11 protein-coding genes and 1 pseudogene are annotated in these 16,950 nt (G+C 44.3%); 5 read left to right on the forward strand and 7 right to left on the reverse strand.

Going from position 1 to position 16,950, the window contains the following annotated elements:
* Nucleotides 1–264 precede the first annotated feature (264 nt).
* From BOW55_RS00315 to BOW55_RS00330, 5 genes are all read right to left on the reverse strand, one after another.
* Nucleotides 265–1,554 carry an efflux RND transporter periplasmic adaptor subunit gene (locus BOW55_RS00315; protein WP_129022513.1) on the reverse strand — a complete coding sequence of 430 codons (1,290 nt, stop codon included), beginning with the start codon at nt 1,552–1,554 and terminating at the stop codon, nt 265–267.
* Between the two features lie 65 nt (nt 1,555–1,619).
* On the reverse strand, nt 1,620–5,936 hold the full coding sequence (locus BOW55_RS00320) for a CusA/CzcA family heavy metal efflux RND transporter (protein ID WP_129022514.1): 4,317 nt from the start codon (nt 5,934–5,936) through the stop codon (nt 1,620–1,622).
* A 173-nt stretch (nt 5,937–6,109) separates the two neighbouring features.
* The gene (locus tag BOW55_RS21625; protein WP_371413511.1) at nt 6,110–6,433 is read right to left on the reverse strand and encodes a DUF6660 family protein; all 324 of its coding nucleotides are present in this window, start codon (nt 6,431–6,433) and stop codon (nt 6,110–6,112) included.
* A gap of 259 nt (nt 6,434–6,692) precedes the next feature.
* A complete protein-coding gene (locus BOW55_RS00325) occupies nt 6,693–7,151 on the reverse strand; it encodes a GNAT family N-acetyltransferase (RefSeq protein WP_129022515.1) in 459 nt (152 codons plus the stop codon).
* An 83-nt stretch (nt 7,152–7,234) separates the two neighbouring features.
* Nucleotides 7,235–8,656: a DUF6602 domain-containing protein gene (locus tag BOW55_RS00330; RefSeq protein ID WP_129022516.1), complete on the reverse strand. Its 1,422-nt coding sequence runs from the start codon at nt 8,654–8,656 to the stop codon at nt 7,235–7,237.
* 267 nt (nt 8,657–8,923) lie between these two features.
* Here BOW55_RS00330 and BOW55_RS00335 point away from each other — a divergent pair, with 267 nt between their 5' ends.
* From BOW55_RS00335 to BOW55_RS00350, 4 genes are all read left to right on the forward strand, one after another.
* Nucleotides 8,924–9,313, forward strand: a complete 390-nt coding sequence (locus BOW55_RS00335; protein WP_129022517.1) for a hypothetical protein — start codon at nt 8,924–8,926, stop codon at nt 9,311–9,313.
* A 211-nt stretch (nt 9,314–9,524) separates the two neighbouring features.
* Nucleotides 9,525–9,887, forward strand: a complete 363-nt coding sequence (locus tag BOW55_RS00340) for a hypothetical protein (protein ID WP_129022518.1) — start codon at nt 9,525–9,527, stop codon at nt 9,885–9,887.
* A 370-nt stretch (nt 9,888–10,257) separates the two neighbouring features.
* Nucleotides 10,258–11,307, forward strand: coding sequence for a succinylglutamate desuccinylase/aspartoacylase family protein (locus BOW55_RS00345; RefSeq protein ID WP_129022519.1), 1,050 nt, complete (start codon nt 10,258–10,260; stop codon nt 11,305–11,307).
* Nucleotides 11,308–11,416: 109 nt separating this feature from the next.
* On the forward strand, nt 11,417–12,490 hold the full coding sequence (locus BOW55_RS00350; protein WP_129022520.1) for a mechanosensitive ion channel family protein: 1,074 nt from the start codon (nt 11,417–11,419) through the stop codon (nt 12,488–12,490).
* 205 nt (nt 12,491–12,695) lie between these two features.
* On the opposite strand, the gene BOW55_RS00355 is transcribed toward BOW55_RS00350, so the two are convergent.
* Together BOW55_RS00355 and BOW55_RS00360 are read right to left on the reverse strand one after the other, a co-directional pair.
* A complete protein-coding gene (locus tag BOW55_RS00355; protein WP_129022521.1) occupies nt 12,696–14,078 on the reverse strand; it encodes a hypothetical protein in 1,383 nt (460 codons plus the stop codon).
* Nucleotides 14,079–14,267: 189 nt separating this feature from the next.
* Nucleotides 14,268–15,083, reverse strand: a complete 816-nt coding sequence (locus tag BOW55_RS00360) for a hypothetical protein (RefSeq protein ID WP_129022522.1) — start codon at nt 15,081–15,083, stop codon at nt 14,268–14,270.
* Nucleotides 15,084–15,704: 621 nt separating this feature from the next.
* Here BOW55_RS00360 and dcm point away from each other — a divergent pair.
* Nucleotides 15,705–16,640 (forward strand): annotated as a pseudogene (gene dcm, locus BOW55_RS00365) (DNA (cytosine-5-)-methyltransferase); the annotation flags it as partial.
* Nucleotides 16,641–16,950: the final 310 nt, after the last annotated feature.

Here is a 16,950-nt window from a genome sequence, read left to right on the forward strand (position 1 = left end):
AAAATAAACCGGCAGCAAGGCCTATCGGCTGGGCAGTTACAGTAAATTTACGAAGCTTATTTTTAAATTCAGCATTCGGATCCACTTTTCAGCAGGCAGATACTTCATAATCGGCCCTGACTGCCGGCATTTTTTAAATTAATGCAGGTTTTCCCGTTCGAGACCATCAATTAAAGACCAAGGGGGAGGGTCTCCAATTATCCGGGTTAATCACAGGCAAACACACTCTGTCGAACAGGAACCTGCATTAAATCCTTCAATTTCTTAATGTTCGTGGCCTCCCGAATTGCTCAGTTTGGCATTTACAAAAAAGGTTCCTTTGGTCACAATCTGCGATCCGGCAGGTATTTCCTTAACCGGCGTAACTGCCGTATAGCCCACTTCTGAAACCCCTTTGGTGACCTCCACTTTTTCAAAATTCATGCTTGCCGCATCGATTTTCTTCTCCTCTTCGGCACTGTGCTTTTCCCCCTCGTCGGCGCCTCCCTCAGCTTCCGACTCCTCATGCTCCTCGGGTTTCTTGTCCGTTTTCACGAAAATGTAGAATTTACCGTCCGCCTCAGCAATGGCATCATTGGGAACTGCTGCTGTAAGTGCAGTGCCCACCCCTACAAGGGCAGTGATGTTCATTCCGTCGATAAGCCCGGTCTTGCTGCCCGTAACCGTACAGTGCACTGCAACGCTCTTGCTCTGGTTCTCAAAAGATGACCCTATATTGAACACCTTAGCCGTGTAGGAAACCGCCGGGTTATTGGTCAGGGTGAAGCTTACGCTCTGCCCCACCTTTACCTTGGGAAGATCCTTCTCGAAAACCAGAAGGTCAAGATGGATCAGCTGGTTGTCCACTATCTCCACAACAGGAGATGAAACGTCAACATAGCTTCCGATCTTCGCAAATTCCGCGCTTACCGTGCCGGTAACCGGACTTGTAACCGTTAATGCCGCTCTTAAATTCGAAGGGGTGATCCCTGCCGGATTGATCCCCATAAGCTGGATCTGCTTAGCCAGCGAAGCCTTGCGGGCGCGCAGCGCACTTACCTCGGCAGTGGCATTCTGAAGATTTTTTAAGGCTCCGGCATTGCCCGCCTGAAGGTCTTTCTGGCGCTGCAGCTCCTGCTCCGCATTGGTGATGCGGCTGTTGATGGTGATATACTCCTCCTGCTGCTGCACAAACTGCGGGTTCTCGATAGTGGCAATCACCTGGCCCTTGCGCACCTGGTCGCCCAGCTGCACTTTAAGGGTCTTGATCACGCCTCCGTACAGAGAGGTGGCATTGGCCTTGTTATTGTTGGGAACCCTTAACGCGCCGTTGACTTTAATGGCTGCGGTCAGGTTCTTGTTCTCGATAGTGCCCAGCTCAACCCCTACAGAGTTCATCTGCTCCTTGGTCAGCACCGCAATTGTGGCAGCTTCCTCCTCGCCGTGCTCCTCTTCTTTTGCTCCCTCGGCCTTTTCGGTTTTAGCTCCAGTTTCGCTTTCATTGCTTTTTTGTCCGCAGCCTGCAAGAGAGAAGATTGCAGCGGCCGCGATTAATAATTGGATTTTGAGTTTCATCTATGCTCTATATTTAAAATTATCCTGTGGGAAGAATGTGCCTGTCCCACAGGCTGTTATATTATTTATTTATTGTTGAAATAGTCAAACTGCACTGCAGAAAGGTTATACTGGTTCAATACATCAAGATAATTCTGGCGGATTCCCACTGCCTGGGTCAGAAACTGACCAAGCTCGGCAAAACTGATCTCCCCCGAGCGGTAGCTCAGTGTCGAAGCTTTGATGATGTCCTCTGCCTGCTTAAGCCCTGAAGTCTCATAGAAATTAAGCAGCGAAAGGTTTTTTTCAATCTCTGCCGCCGAAGAATTCTTCTGCGTAGCCAGAAGCTGGGTCTGGTAGGCAAGATTCTTTTCCTGCACTTCCTTTTCCGCCTTTGCCGCCTTTACCTTGTTATGGGCAGATACGGCTCCGAAAAGCGGAAATGATGCAGTGGCCGAAAATCCCGTATATGGATCATCCAGCCCATAAAGCCTCTGGCTGAAGACTCTTCCCGACAGCTCAGGCATGTTGCTGTTTCTGATTACCGAAATATTTGACGAGGCAATCTTCACATTCTGCTCCTGAAGGGTAAGCAGAGGATGCAGTCTCCCGCCCTCAGACAAGCTGACTTCCGCTTTGCCCAGCGGCGCTTCCACCGGAAGCAGCCATTCGTTCAGGTTCATGAGCATCATCAGCTGCTGCTGCTGCACGGTCATGTCTTTTCTGTTCTGGTCCGAAAAAGCTTTTAGTTCCAGAAGTTTGGCTTCGGCCGCAATCTTGTCCAGCTGCGCCACGTCACCGGCCTTAAGGCGAACCTCGGCAGTTTTGGAAAGCTGCGTATAGATGCTGTCCAGACGCTTGTACAGCAGCTGTTTGTCCTGAAGGTACCAGAGCTTGTAATAGGCAGTGCGCACATCCCTTTTGATCGTTGCGTTCAAAAGCGCTGTATTAAGCTGGCTGTACTGCAGCTGGTTCTTGAAATAGCTTTTTCTGGCTGCATATAGGCCCGGCCACGCAAAACTCTGTGAGATTCCGATTTTCAGAATCCCTGTCCTGTCCGACGGCCTCAAATCCTCATTCTCAGCGAAAACGCCTGTTTTAGGGATATCAACGGCCGTTTTTACATTCAGCCCGGCAGCCTGGATTTCAGATTTATTGATGTCCAGCTGCTGGTTGCTCTGCAGTGCGGTTTCGACAGCCCTCTCAATCGGGATTCTCTGCTGCGCATTTGCAGAGCCGAGACCCGCAATAAACAATACAATGATGGCGGTTGTGTTTCTCAATTTAAATTTTCCTTTAAAGTCAAACTTTGTATTAAAAATGATATAAAGTAAAGGCAGCACAAAAAGAGTCAGGAACGTGGCTGTTACCAGACCTCCGATTACAACGGTGGCAAGCGGTTTCTGAACCTCCGCTCCGGCACTGCTGCTGATGGCCATCGGCAGGAATCCCAGCGATGCCACCATAGCGGTCATAAGCACGGGACGAAGCCTAGTGATGGTGCCCTCTTTTACCCTTTCAAAAATGTTGCTCATACCCTCTTTTTCAAGCTGGTTGAATGTTCCGATAAGCACGATTCCATTCAGAACCGCCACCCCGAACAATGCAATAAACCCGATTCCGGCACTGATGCTGAACGGCATCCCTCTAAGCATTAGGGCAAAAATCCCCCCAATTGCACTCATAGGTATTGCAGTAAAGATCAGCATAGCCTGCTTAAATGAACGGAATGTGAAATAAAGCAGCCCAAAAATCAATAGAAGCGACACCGGCACCGCAATCATAAGCCTTGCGCTGGCCGCCTGAAGGTTCTCGAACTGTCCTCCATAGGTAAAGTAATACCCGGGAGGCAGCTGCACTTTTTCAGAAAGCTTTTTCTGGATGTCCTGCACTACGCTCTGCACATCTCGGCCCTTGACATTGAATCCGATCACAATCCTTCTCTTGCCGGCTTCCCTGCTGATCTGGGCAGGCCCTAGTTTATAGTCGATTTTAGCAACCTGCGACAAAGGCACCTGGACTCCCGTGTTGGTTGGAATCATAAGGTTGCTGACATCGTCTATGCTGCTTCTGTGCACGCTGTCAAGACGCACAACAAGGTCGAAACGTCTTTCGTTTTCATAAACCTGTCCGGTGCTTTTTCCTGCAAATGCGGTGCTGACAACGTCATTTACATCTTCGATGGTAAGACCGTAATTGGCAATTCTGGTCCTGTCATATTCTATATTGATCTGAGGAAGGCCGCTCACCCTTTCAATCTGCGGCGAGGTTGCTCCCGGGACGCTCTGGATAACCTGTCCGACCTCCTTGGCATACTGTGAAAGCGTATCGAGATTCTCCCCGAATATCTTTACGGCAACATCCTGCCTGATACCGGTCATAAGCTCGTTGAAACGCATCTGGATCGGCTGGTTCTTCTCAAAGAAAACCCCGGGAATCACTTCAAGCTTTTCCATTATCGCATCTGCTAGTTCGGCATAATTCCTGCCCGATTTCCATTCTTTCTGAGGTTTTAGGACAACCATCAGATCGGTAGCCTCAGGAGGCATCGGGTCTGTGGGAACCTCTGCAGCACCGGTTTTTCCGACCACCATTTTGACTTCGTCAAACTGCTTGATGATCCTGGAAGCCTGCATTGAGGTCTCGATGCTCTGGTTCAGCGAACTTCCCTGCGGCAGGATGCAGTGGAATGCATAATCCCCTTCCTGCAGCTGCGGGATGAACTCTCCTCCCATTCTTGTAAAGCAGAATATAGCGGCAAGGAATACAACGCCAGTTGCTCCAACAATAACATATTTAATTTCAATTACTTTGGCAAGCAGCGGCTGGTAGATATTCTGGATTCTGTTCATCATCTTATCGCTGAAAGTCTCCTTGTGCTGCGGCTTTTTAGACAAGAACAGCGCGCACATCATCGGGATGTAGGTCAGAGACAATATCAGGGCTCCAAAGATTGCGAATCCTACGGTCTGTGCCATCGGACGGAACATTTTCCCCTCAACGCCCACAAGGGTAAGAATCGGGATATATACAATTAAAATGATAATTTCTCCAAAGGCCGCGCTTGTACGTATTTTCGACGCCGACTCGAAAACTTCGTCGTCCATCTCCTCCTGCGTCAGGCTGTTCAGCGACTTGCGCATGGCCAGATGATGCAGCGTAGCTTCCACAACGATGACCGCACCGTCGACAATCAGACCAAAATCAATTGCTCCAAGCGACATCAGATTGGCGCTCACCCCGAATACATTCATAAGCCCCAGCGCAAAAAGCATGGCCAGAGGGATGGCAGATGCCACGATCAGTCCAGCTCGGAAATTTCCAAGGAATAAAACCAATACAAAAATTACGATCAGGGCTCCCTCAACAAGGTTCTTCTCAACGGTGCTGATCGCACGGCCCACAAGATCCGTACGGTCAAGATACGGCTCGATTACAATATCGGCAGGAAGCGATTTCTGGATCGTAGGCAGTTTCTCCTTGATGCGTTTCACCACCTCGTTGCTGTTTTCTCCCTTCAGCATCATCACAACGCCCCCAACGGCATCAACCTCCCCATTATAGGTCAGGGCTCCGTAGCGCACAGCTTTTCCGAATCTCACTTCGGCAACATCGCTCACATAGATCGGAGCGGCTCCTGTATTTTTAACCACGATCTTTTTGACGTCGTCCAAAGAAGTCACAAGACCTATGCCTCTGATAAAGTAGGCATTTGGTTTTTTATCGATATATGCTCCCCCGGTATTCTGGTTGTTTTTCTGAAGTGCCGTAAAGATGTCCGGGATGCTTACCCCCATGGCGCGGAGCCTTTCCGGGTTAACGGCAACCTCGTACTGCTTCAGCTCGCCGCCGAAACTGTTTACCTCTGCAATGCCGGGTGTTCCGTAGAGCTGTCTTGCCACAATCCAGTCCTGCATCGTGCGCAGGTCTTTGGCATTATACTTATTCTTGCTTCCTTTTTTAGGATGGATTATATACTGGTAAACCTCGCCCAGACCCGTGCTCACGGGAGCCATTTCCGGAGTTCCTATCCCTTGGGGGATTCTGTCGGTTGCCTCCTTTAATCTTTCGCTGATAAGCTGTCTGGCAAAGTAAATATCCGTTTCATCATCGAACACAACGGTAATTACCGAGAGCCCGAATCTTGATATGCTTCTGATTTCCTGGATTTTTGGAACAGTGGCAATGCTCTGCTCAATTGGAAATGTCACCAGCTGCTCCACCTCCTGGCCTGCAAGGGTAGGACAGCTTGTGAAAATCTGAACCTGATTGTTCGTGATGTCAGGAACGGCATCTATGGGCAGTTTGGTTGCGCTCCATGAGCCCCATAATATGAGGACCAAAGTCATTAAGCCAATAATGATTTTGTTTTTAATACTGAATTTAATTATACTATCTAACACTATGCATTTAATTTTAACGTTTAGAAAATAGACTGTTCACCCATCGATGTATGGGGAAAGTATGAAGTGCGCACGGGCATTCCGAATGGTTACGGAAAAGCACTGTCAGTCCCTGCAGGACATTAGATGCCTGCCGGAAATCACTTTGCGCTGTATGCGCACTACGAAAAAATCTAAACGGAAAATTTAGGCGGCTGCCAGATGCTGCCGGTATAGCTTGAATTTACCTGGCAGTCTTTTAGGACAGTATTCCTTGAACTGATAGGCTGCTGGGGAAGATTAAGGTCCGGCATTTTAAAGCTGAACTTTATTACCGAAACACTGCAGCACGAACACTGGCAGAATGGCGAACAGTGGTCGTCATTATCACTGCTGTGATTATGCGACAGCTCTTTCTGCGCAGTTTTAGAGGAAATACAGCTATTGTATACATCACTGCATGGAACTGCAAGCAGCCCTAGAATGTAAAGTAATAATATTGTTGTTTTCCATCTCATGGGACAAATGTATAAAATAGTTTATGCAATCCGATTGCAAAGTGACCCGCTACATTGTAAGCAAACTAAAAACTTACCCGCTGCCGCATATCCGGATTTCAGGCAAGGATTAATTCCTTCATAATTTTATGTTACACAAAGTAACAACCCAATTTTGTAGACATTCTGAATTATCGACAGATTAGGTAAAAAAAATTGCTTTTCTTCTTTTCTTCCGCTTAATGAAGACATAATTGCCTTCATACCGGCAATGCAATATTTATATATGAAGCTTCATTCCCTCATGGGTCGGCATAAAGCCCAAGCTCTCGTAAAACCTCAAAGCCTCTGGCCTTTTCTTGTCTGTGGTCAGCTGGACCACATGTGCCCCTTTCTGCTTTGAACGCTTTATGGCCCACTCGAACATAAGCCTTCCGAATCCCTTTCCTCGGTCTTCCCTCCTTATCCTGACCGCCTCTATCTGCGCCCTTACTCCGCCCTGATAGGTAAGATACTGGATATAGCTCAGCTGCATGGTTCCGACCAGATCTCCAGCCCCATTAGTGACGGCGATAAGTTCCTGCGAGGGATCAGCATCAATTTTCTGAAACGCCTTTATGTAGGCCTGAGGTAAAGGAAGCTGGAAATCCTCCCTGTGCTGCCCAAGGGCATCATCAGAAAGGAGCCTGATGATTTCGGGCAGATCGTGCGCTTCTGCTCTTCTAAACTTTAAACTCATACTGCTTAATTGATTTAAAATAAACTTCTTATGAGATTAAACTGCCTTTTCAGTGCAGTAGTTCCCACAATACGCCTGCAAAGCTAGTAAGCAATGTTATTATATTTTTCAATCAAATACTCCCTGTCAACGGCTCCGTCCATCCATTTCCTGACATCTCTGATGCGCTCTTTAACGTTTTTGATTTGGATCTCCATTATCTCACTGTCATCGAGATCCAGATGAGCGGTGCTCCTGTCTTCTGTAAAAAAAGTCTTGTACGGCAGCCAATTCTCCTCCGTCAGCCTTCCGTATGGAGATGACTCCGCGGTCTCGCGAAGTTCGCTAAAGTATAATCCGTTGATTTTTTTTGCCGAATTCTCAACTTCAAGAAAGGCAAAAAGCCTTTGGAGGAAAAAAGATTCCCCAACGCTGAATCCTTTTGAATCTTCAACTGTATATAATACTGGAGAAGAACACTGCTCTGCATCAATCCCGCTGTAATCAATATACGCGCAAACTGCATTGGGAACGCACACCACATCCAGATGATGATGGATTGCAGCGATTTCATTTTTTTTGTAGAAATTGCCTATAGTTACAGCCGCCGATTTATTTGTCAAATCAGTGTTAAATGCAAATATGCCTTTAAAGAAAGGTACGGAGCTCATACCTGAGTCGAATATTTTATCTATTCCCTCCAGCGAATCTGCCAGTGTACCGGAATCAAGGGTCGTCTTAATTTCGATTACGGCAATCACGGCCTCCTTTTTGACCACGACCAGATCATCCTCTCTAAAAACCGGAATATAATTATGCTGGTCGTAAATTATGATATCGATCTGCTTGCTGCTGCCCTCGATGAATCCTGTAGCCACATGAAACTTTTTTGGCACATATTTTCGAAGTACGGAAATAAAAAGCTGCTCTCTATAATTTCCAACAGTCTGTCCGTGGCTTATTACATAATTGATCCTCTCGCTCTGGCTCTTTATTTCATTTGAGATGGAGGAAAGATATCTTTTCTTGTTTTCTAGTTCGATCCTGTCGGGACTCAAAGCAATAAACTCATCCCTCTTCAATTTGACATATCTTAATGAATTGAGTGCGATATGCGATTTAATTATTCCCTCTGCATCCGACACGGAAACCCCAAGTTCTTTAACCAATACATTGATGCACTCAGCGGTCTTTAATCGGTACTGGTCAGAGAAATGCAGCGTATTGATAAATATATGCCAATTTTTTCTGATCTTCTTCTGCAGATCAAGATATGGACCCGAATCGAATGAACGGCGCCTGTCAACAATTAAAAACGGATCGACCTGCTGCTCAAACTCCTCTATTGTATATCTGACCGTTCCTTTTGCCATGGCGTCCGGAGCTATTGAGTGCCACAAAAATTTTACTGCATTTTCCTCTATTTCCGAAATCTGCCCAAGCATGGCAGCGTTATAATGGTCGTTCTTATTTACAATAAGATGTTTCCCTTCCAATAAAAACTTTAAATAATCTTTTGTCGGCAATCTGATGTTTTTTAGGTTAATATTTAAAACTGGGCATTACAGTTTTTCTTCAAGTTTATACACTAGGAAATGCTGCAGTGCAAGGCGAATTTACCATTTTTTTTCTTAGCATTTCTCGCCCTACGCCAGATACTGCCGCTAATTATCGGCTCAGACCGTAAAGCGCACCTGAGCCTCTTGCATTTGGAGATCACTCAAATTTCGGCACGTTATTTGTTTTTTTTTTATAAAACATTAATTTACCGCTGATTAACTAATCTGAAAATTATGAAAACAACTTTATTTTCTCTTCTGTTCTTCGCAATGGCTATAAGCGCATCCGCCCAGAACCAGCCTTCTTCCGGCACCAATGCATTTCCCTGCATCGACGCTGCATACAGGCTTTACAGCACAAACAATATGTGGACCTATATCAAACTCAACACCCGAAACGGACAGATGTGGCAGGTCCAGTGGGACACTGGAAAAAACAGGTTCGAGTCTCCCCTTTCGCTCAAGGCGCTCGCCGCACCCGATCAGGAAAAAAACAGCAGATTTGTCCTCAGCCCCACCACCAATATATACAATTTCATTCTGCTGGACCAGCTTGACGGCCGTGTCTGGCAGGTGCAGTGGTCAAGCAAACCCGAAGAGCGCGCCATTTTAGCCATAGAATAGAAAAAGGACGAAAAAGCATTTTCCTTTATCGGTCCGCAGCATTATTTTTGCACTCTGCTGCGGACACTGCATTTAAATATTGGATAGGCATTACTGCACAAATGGACGAAGTTAAATCTTTGCTATATTTGTTTTTATGCCGGCTGATTTTCTTTAAAATGCGTTATATTTGGCCGGAACAAACAATTAAAATCAGCATTTCCCCTCAAGCATGAAGCATTTTAAAGGCATATTGATAATGGCGCTCCTTGCCATGCGAATGCTTTACGGCGTTGAAATCCACAGCGTCTCTTCCGTGCTTGCCGATTGCGCCGAGATGCAGAATATTTCAGGCAGGAAAGCCCACCAGTGCGCCGTAGATGCGCCCCATAGCAAAAAGAAAATCCGCATAAGCGCTTCTTCCCAGGACAAAAAAGAAAAGCATAAAACCCCTGCGCTATTAAAATCGCTATCAGAAAAATTTACTGATGAAGCGCTATCGCTTCCTCATAGCAAAAGCACCGCCTATTTTAAGCTGAACACTGCATTTGCAGACGCTTCAAAAAACTCCCTCTACAGACTCCATTTCTTTTAGACTCAAAATTCAGTTTCAAATTTACCGATTCGCTGGCTTAACTATCGATAGTACGCTCATCACATCGTAAAAGAAGGCCGTTTTTTATGTTCTCTGCTGCAACCTGCGATTTCCAGCCTGTAAAACAGCGACCTATCCAGCTGCAAGATCATATATAAAAAGTGCCGGCTTACGAGAAAAGCCCGTTTTTTAGCATTCGGCTTCAAGAGTCTGATATGCCCTGTAAAACTATGGCAGCCCGCACTCCCGCCGCGCTTTCCAATACAGCTGAAAACCTGTTTAAACCAATTAAAACCAGACCCGCCGACGGTCTGCAAATCAGTATGGCTATTCTGTATTCAGCCGGAATAATCATCGATCATTTAATGCAATGAAAAATTTAATTCTTTCTTTTATATCACTTTTGGCAGTCCATAGCGCCCAGTCACAAAAAAACTCGCTTAAGAGATACCTCGAAAAACAGGATGCTTCCATAACCGATACGGTCATCTGTTTGAAATCCTCGGATTCGGTCTGGGCTGATCTTCCCGTGACCCTAATCAGGGGGCGTGAAAAAGGTCCAACCCTTACCCTAGCCGCCGGAATCCGCGAAGGCGGATTTTCCGCCGCCGCTTCCCTGCTGCAGCTTCGCCGTGAGATAATGCCTGAAAAGCTCAAGGGAAACCTCATTATAATTCCCGACGCTGATGTGCAGCGCTACAGCGGCCGCAGCTCCCAATCCCACAACATGCGAATGTCCCATCTTTCCGATGCTTTTCCGGGCAGCGCCAAGAGAACCGCGGCAGAATTGATCGCCGATTTTATTTCGACTGGTGTCTTTGACGCCACTGATGTATTTCTGGAGCTGAACGGCTGCTATTGCGGCAGTGAACCGATAGCTTTTATGTGCTACTACGACAATGCGGAATTCATGCAGCAGACAATGCTGGCGTACCGCCTGAGCGAAGCAAGCGGACTCGGCACCATCCTGAGCCATCCGTACCCGCTCTCATCAGGAGAGCCTTCAAAATGTGCCGTGAAGCAGGCGGTCAGGCTGGGAATTCCGTCATTGAGCATGACATTAGGCGGATATGAAAAACAGGGATCCTCCAGCCAGCCACCGGCTGAAGAAACGCTTTACAGGATTATGGCAGAATTGGAAATCTACAACAATGGCACAACAAAGCCTTCCCGCGCAAAGAAATCCAGGTATAACAGAAAGGCCTGTATAAAGGTTCCATTTCAGGGCATATTCTGCAGCTCCATTAAGCCAGGGGATAAAATCAAAGAAAGCCAGAAGATAGGCTATCTGACCGATATTTTCGGCAACAGGAAAAAAACTCTCAGAGCGCCCGAGTCGGGCACCGTACTTTATAAAACAGATGCAGATGCTGTAAATGCTGACGAAACTGTAATCTGCATCGGATACAGGATCCAATAGCAGAAATATCTGCTGGATTTCGATTTGGAGCAGTTTCTGCCAAGACAGATAACTACGCTGCGCACTGCATACCTCTATCCATTTCTTTAACACAATTAAATCAAAGATCATGAATGAGATTTTAACCACCCCGCTTTGGGGAAACACAATATCTAAATGGCTCACAGCACTGATAATTATAATTGTCCTTTTCGCGATTATAAAAATATTCAAAGTGTACATTTTCAAGCGGCTCAAAAAATGGGCAGCTGCAACCGCCACATCCTGGGATGAATTCGCAATGGAAGTCATTGAGAAGAACATTCTTCCCCTGCTGTACATAAGCACCGTTTATTTTGCCCTGCAGACTTTGGCCTTGGGCCTAAGGGCAAAAAAAATTCTTCATACGGCATATATGATTGCCATCACTTTTTTTGTAATCAAAATAATAATTGCCGCTTTCAAAAAATTCGTGCTGTCCTTTATCAAACGCGACCAGGACAGCGAAAGCAAAGAAAAGCAGGCAGGCGGGCTTATCGCCATAGTCAATATCATCATCTGGCTATTAGGCGCCGTATTTCTGATTGATAATATGGGCTACAATGTGACAACCATTGTAGCGGGTCTGGGTGTCGGAGGTATCGCTATCGCGCTTGCGGCACAGACCGTGCTTGGAGATCTCTTCAGCTATTTTGTCATCTTCTTTGACCGTCCATTTGAAATCGGAGATTTTGTAACGGTGGGCACAGACAGCGGCGTTATCGAATATATCGGGATTAAGACCACCCGAATCAGAACCCTGAACGGAGAACAGCTTGTCTGTTCCAATACAGACCTGACCAACTCCAGGCTGCGCAACTTCAAACGGATGGAAAGAAGAAGGATTGTTTTCGCAATCCGTGTCACCTACCAGACCACTGACATGCAGCTTAGGGACATTCCCGGTATTGTTGGAGAAATAATAGCCTCGAAAGATAAACTGAGCTATGACAGGGGGCATTTTTCAGGTTTTGGGGATTTCAGCCTTAACTTTGAATTCGTCTACTACGTCGATGACCCGGATTACAATTTCTATATGGACGCCCAGCAGGCCGTCTATCTTGAAATTTTCAGTGCCTTTACAGAAAAAGGAATTGAGCTTGCATATCCAACGCAGACCATACAGATTGAAAGCCTTCCGGTATTCTCAGTTGCAAGGAACTAAATAACAACATACTAGGCGATATTCTTTCGCTGAAAAATCTTCACATTTATTAAAGAGACAATTAACCAATAATTGTCTCTTTTTCTGCTGACATAAAGCGCAGGCGAATGGTTTTGATGGTCAATAATCGTTTTCCCTTCCATTTTGGCTGCTCCGATATTTAAAATAGGCTCCCAAGGCATCACAAGCGGAATGCTAAAAAGTATCAGGCAATAATGGCAAGTATGATATCATAGACAAGCGCTTTAAGCTCCTTATTACAGAGCGATAAATCCCTGTCGGGCGGATTTCCATGATAAATCAGGTTCCTGACTTTAATAAGCTGGCCAAATTCCACATCATAATCGTTCGGATCCAGATGGAGATATTTTATAAAACCCTCAAACTGATCGATTAGGCCGGTCTTTTTAATAAAGGATACTTTCTCAAAAGCTTTAGAATCAAATTCCTGTTTATCTGCGTCCGCGACTATTTCACCGATTTCTTTTATCTTCTTTTTTATGAACTTATTAATAGAGCTTTCTGATCCTGTAAAAGCATATTCTTCCTTGACAGTGAAAGCACTGCCGTCCAAGGGCTCATTTAGAAAATAGTTCCTGAACTTTTCAACGATGTTGTAAAGAACCATGAAAGCTGAAATATCATCAAGGTGCTTTATCCTTACGAGTCTGGGAACAGCCTCCTGTATAAGCTCCCTGAAAGTTTGGAATTTCTCAAAATTTACCGAATCTGCAAAATCGTAAATATTCTGATATTTGTCCTTCAAATGAAATTCCTGCGAGGAATCAAAGTTTTCGCCGGAAAGCTTAAAGACTTCTCTGGTGCCAAAATTATCCCTATCATTCACCCTGAGCAGGGCATTGAAAAAATCAATGTTCTTCTCCCAGTACAGGGACATCAGCAGGCATAAGTCTTCTCCGAGGGAAAGCAGCTCCAGATCTTTAACTTTTTCGCTGTCATCCCTTAGAGCCAGCTGTGCATCTCTGGTTATTACAAAATCCTTCTTTGGTTCGCCCTGTTTATAGGAATGGCTTAATGAAAGCATAAATTCGACAGGACCAAACCTGGTCCATCTGTTATGGTTCCGTTCAATGAATTTGTCATCTGAATCATAAGTTCCAAGCTGGCCGTACTGGATATATCCTGTGAGATGGGAAATGGCATTGTCTGCCAGGCTGAATCTTGCGTCAGCGGCATACCTTCCATTCTGGAAAAGACAGAAATTTCGAATAACCAGTATGACGGATTTCTTGTCATGATCGAAATAATTAGTTCCATGAAAATCTATCAGAGAGCTTTCAGAAAACTCAAAAAACTCCGGGTTCACCCATTTATATGGCGATAATGCAGGATTTACCAAGTCCAGGATGCTGGTTCCTGCTTCTGCAAGTGCTCTGAATTTCTCGTACAGATGATCAGAGGGCTTATAATAAATAATCAGCTGCGCCTCTTCAGGTCTTCTCTGGTTATAAATCAGTCTCGCATCAAACTGCGAATCTCCGCTTTCACCGGGAAAGCCGTCCAGCAGTTCTTTATGCTCTGACAGCTTTAGCAGTATGGGCACATCATTTTGAAAGTAGTCTTTCATTATTATAAATTATAATTAAAGCATTATTTAAGTTTAGACGGCGCAGAATAAAATATGCAGCTGGCCAAACTTATTAAAATAAAACAGAAAAAAACGCAGGTAGAATTACCTGATATCTCAATTTCTCTTATTTCTGGAGAGCCAATCAATCTAAAGATTTTTGCTAAAATCAATATTTTACACCACATTTTAATGTACCCTTACAACCGAAGATTCAGGAAAATCGACGTCAAGATATTTCTTTATGATTCCGGTTATAACATCAATGCGGGTCCCGATAATCACAGATCGGTTTTTGACAGGCCAATCGGTCATTATTGCAGTTAATTTTGGCTTTACAGTTCCCGAAATCAAATGCGAAGGATCCGTATACCACAAGCCGCACCCGCTGATTCCGTGAAGGTCTGGTCCAGTTCCAAAGGTGCCATTCCTGCTGTTATACGCAGATTTTTTATTATAGTGGGCAACAACATTAACTGCCGGATTTCGATTTAAATTAGAATATTGATCGAGTTTCGCCGGCGAAGTAAAATGAAAAAACGTGGTGGCATCAAAAATATCGGTCTTGTACAAAACTTTAGACTTTGTTGCAGGGTAACCAAGAAAAGTGTAGCACTCCCCGTCTTTGAATGTGTGGTTGATTGCAAGATCATCTGCCTGGACAAAACTGTATCTTCTTAAAATATGCTGGACGCAATTATCATTGAGTTTCAAGACCGCCACATCTACTCCATCTCTCTCCCTATTTGCAGGACCAATATAAAAAGTTGTCCCGCCTGGCCTGATCGTTTCATAATCTTCCGATAAGAAAATAAATAAATCCCTGTACCTGTCAAAAACATGAGCGGCTGATACAAGAAAATAATGCTCTTGAATCTGGATAAACACACCTGTCCCATGAACTTTATAGTTGGAGGTATCAGTGAGAAGAATGCATGTGTAGTTCCTCATTGAACCCAGACTCATTAATTGAAGCTCTCTATATAATTCTTCCGGTGTTTTCATATCGCAAAAAATTAACTAAAAAAAATTATCATACTAGATCTGATTGATGATTTTTAACTTTCGTTGAAACCCTTATGCTCAAATGCTTTGTGCAGCCAATTCAATAAAAATAATAAAAATAAAAAAATAAATTGGCTCTTGTTCTTTTTTACGCTGTCAGCTGCGTTAATAAAATTTCCAGAACAAATGAGCGGCATCGGCTGCCTGCAAAGCAGTTCGTCTAACTAAACAGCCTACAGAAATTTCTCTGCTCGAGGTATCGGCAGTGCTTGCTGCATTTAACAGGTTATAATAATTATTCCTTTAGGATGCCCGCAGAATATCCAATACATTATTTTCAAATTTACCATTAAATTTACTGCAATTCTTGCGGTCGAACTCTATTGCCGCCAAATGGCGGAAATTAGAGACAATTAAAGACATCATATCGTTTGAGCCATAAAACAAAATAAGTTTGAATCATCGTCTAATTCATAATTGACAACGAAGTGTTGAAAAAAATGCAGATATGATATACTCTAATTCCGCTGGTAAAAATAATGCCTTACCAAAACAATCAATTGAGGTAAAGTCTTTTCCATTTTCGTCATCTGAGAAAACCTCTTTTACCTTTATAGACCTATTTGCAGGCATTGGAGGTTTCCGAATGGCAATGCAGTCTGCTGGCGGAAGATGCGTGTATTCCAGTGAATGGGACAAGGCGGCTAAAACAACATATTTTACAAATTTCGGTGAGATGCCTCTAGGTGATATCATGCTGCAGGACGTTAAGGATTCCATTCCAGCTAAATTTGATGTGCTCTGTGCAGGATTTCCCTGCCAGGCTTTTTCAATTGCCGGACTCCAGAAAGGATTCTCAGACAGCAGAGGATTGCTATTTTTTGAAATAAAAAAATAATTGAAAAACACAGGCCAAAAGCAGTAGTACTGGAGAATGTAAAAAATTTAGTAAAACACGACAAAGGACGGAGCTTCAAAACAATACTCGACATTCTTGAAGGGGATCTGGGTTACAAGGTATTTTATAAAGTCCTCAACACAATGACCCATTCCAATATACCGCAGAATCGGGAACGGATTTTCATCGTCTGTTTCGATCCTTTACAGGTAGCGAATCACTTCAGATTTAAATTTCCAAAGAAAATACCTTTGACAAAAACTGTAGCGGATTTTCTGGAAACAGAGAGACAACTGGAATGCTATTATTACTCCGCCAAGAGTTCTATCTACACAAAGCTTGAAAAAAATGTCACCCGAAATACCGCGGTTTATCAGTGGCGCAGGACTTATGTCCAGGAAAACAAAAACAGTGTCTGTCCAGCATTAACAGCAAACATGGGCACGGGCGGCCATAATGTGCCGATAATAAAAGATTCTTACGGCATACGCAAACTGACTCCCCGAGAATGTTTTGCCCTGCAGGGATTTCCCGTTGACCAATTTATTTTTCCCGAAATTTCAAAAAGCAGCCTTTACAAACAGATAGGTAATTCAGTGACGCTAGGTCTTGTGCAGAAAATTGCCGCTGAAACGGCCGCAATATTAAAAAGCAGTTAAACTCCATTTATAAATGGTTCGAGAACTGTCTTGTTGCTTCTCATATTTTCGATTATAGCTTGCTGCTCGATTGGGCCACAAAAATTGATTTATATCTCAGCAATCAAGTAATTATTCATAGAGCCAAAGAAAGACAAACTTACCCTAACATAAAAAATTGTTTTATAATCCTCCATAAAATTTGTAAATTTAAATATTAGTTTAATGCCATGAATCAATAGAGTTTTTATAATTCTTACATCCATCCCCGACGGTACATCTAAACCAAAATTATAAAGCCAATGAAAGACAGACACTACATGTAGTAAGC

Source organism: Flavobacterium sp. YO12 (assembly GCF_004119495.1).
In the GTDB taxonomy this organism is placed as follows: Bacteria; Bacteroidota; Bacteroidia; order Flavobacteriales; family Flavobacteriaceae; genus Flavobacterium.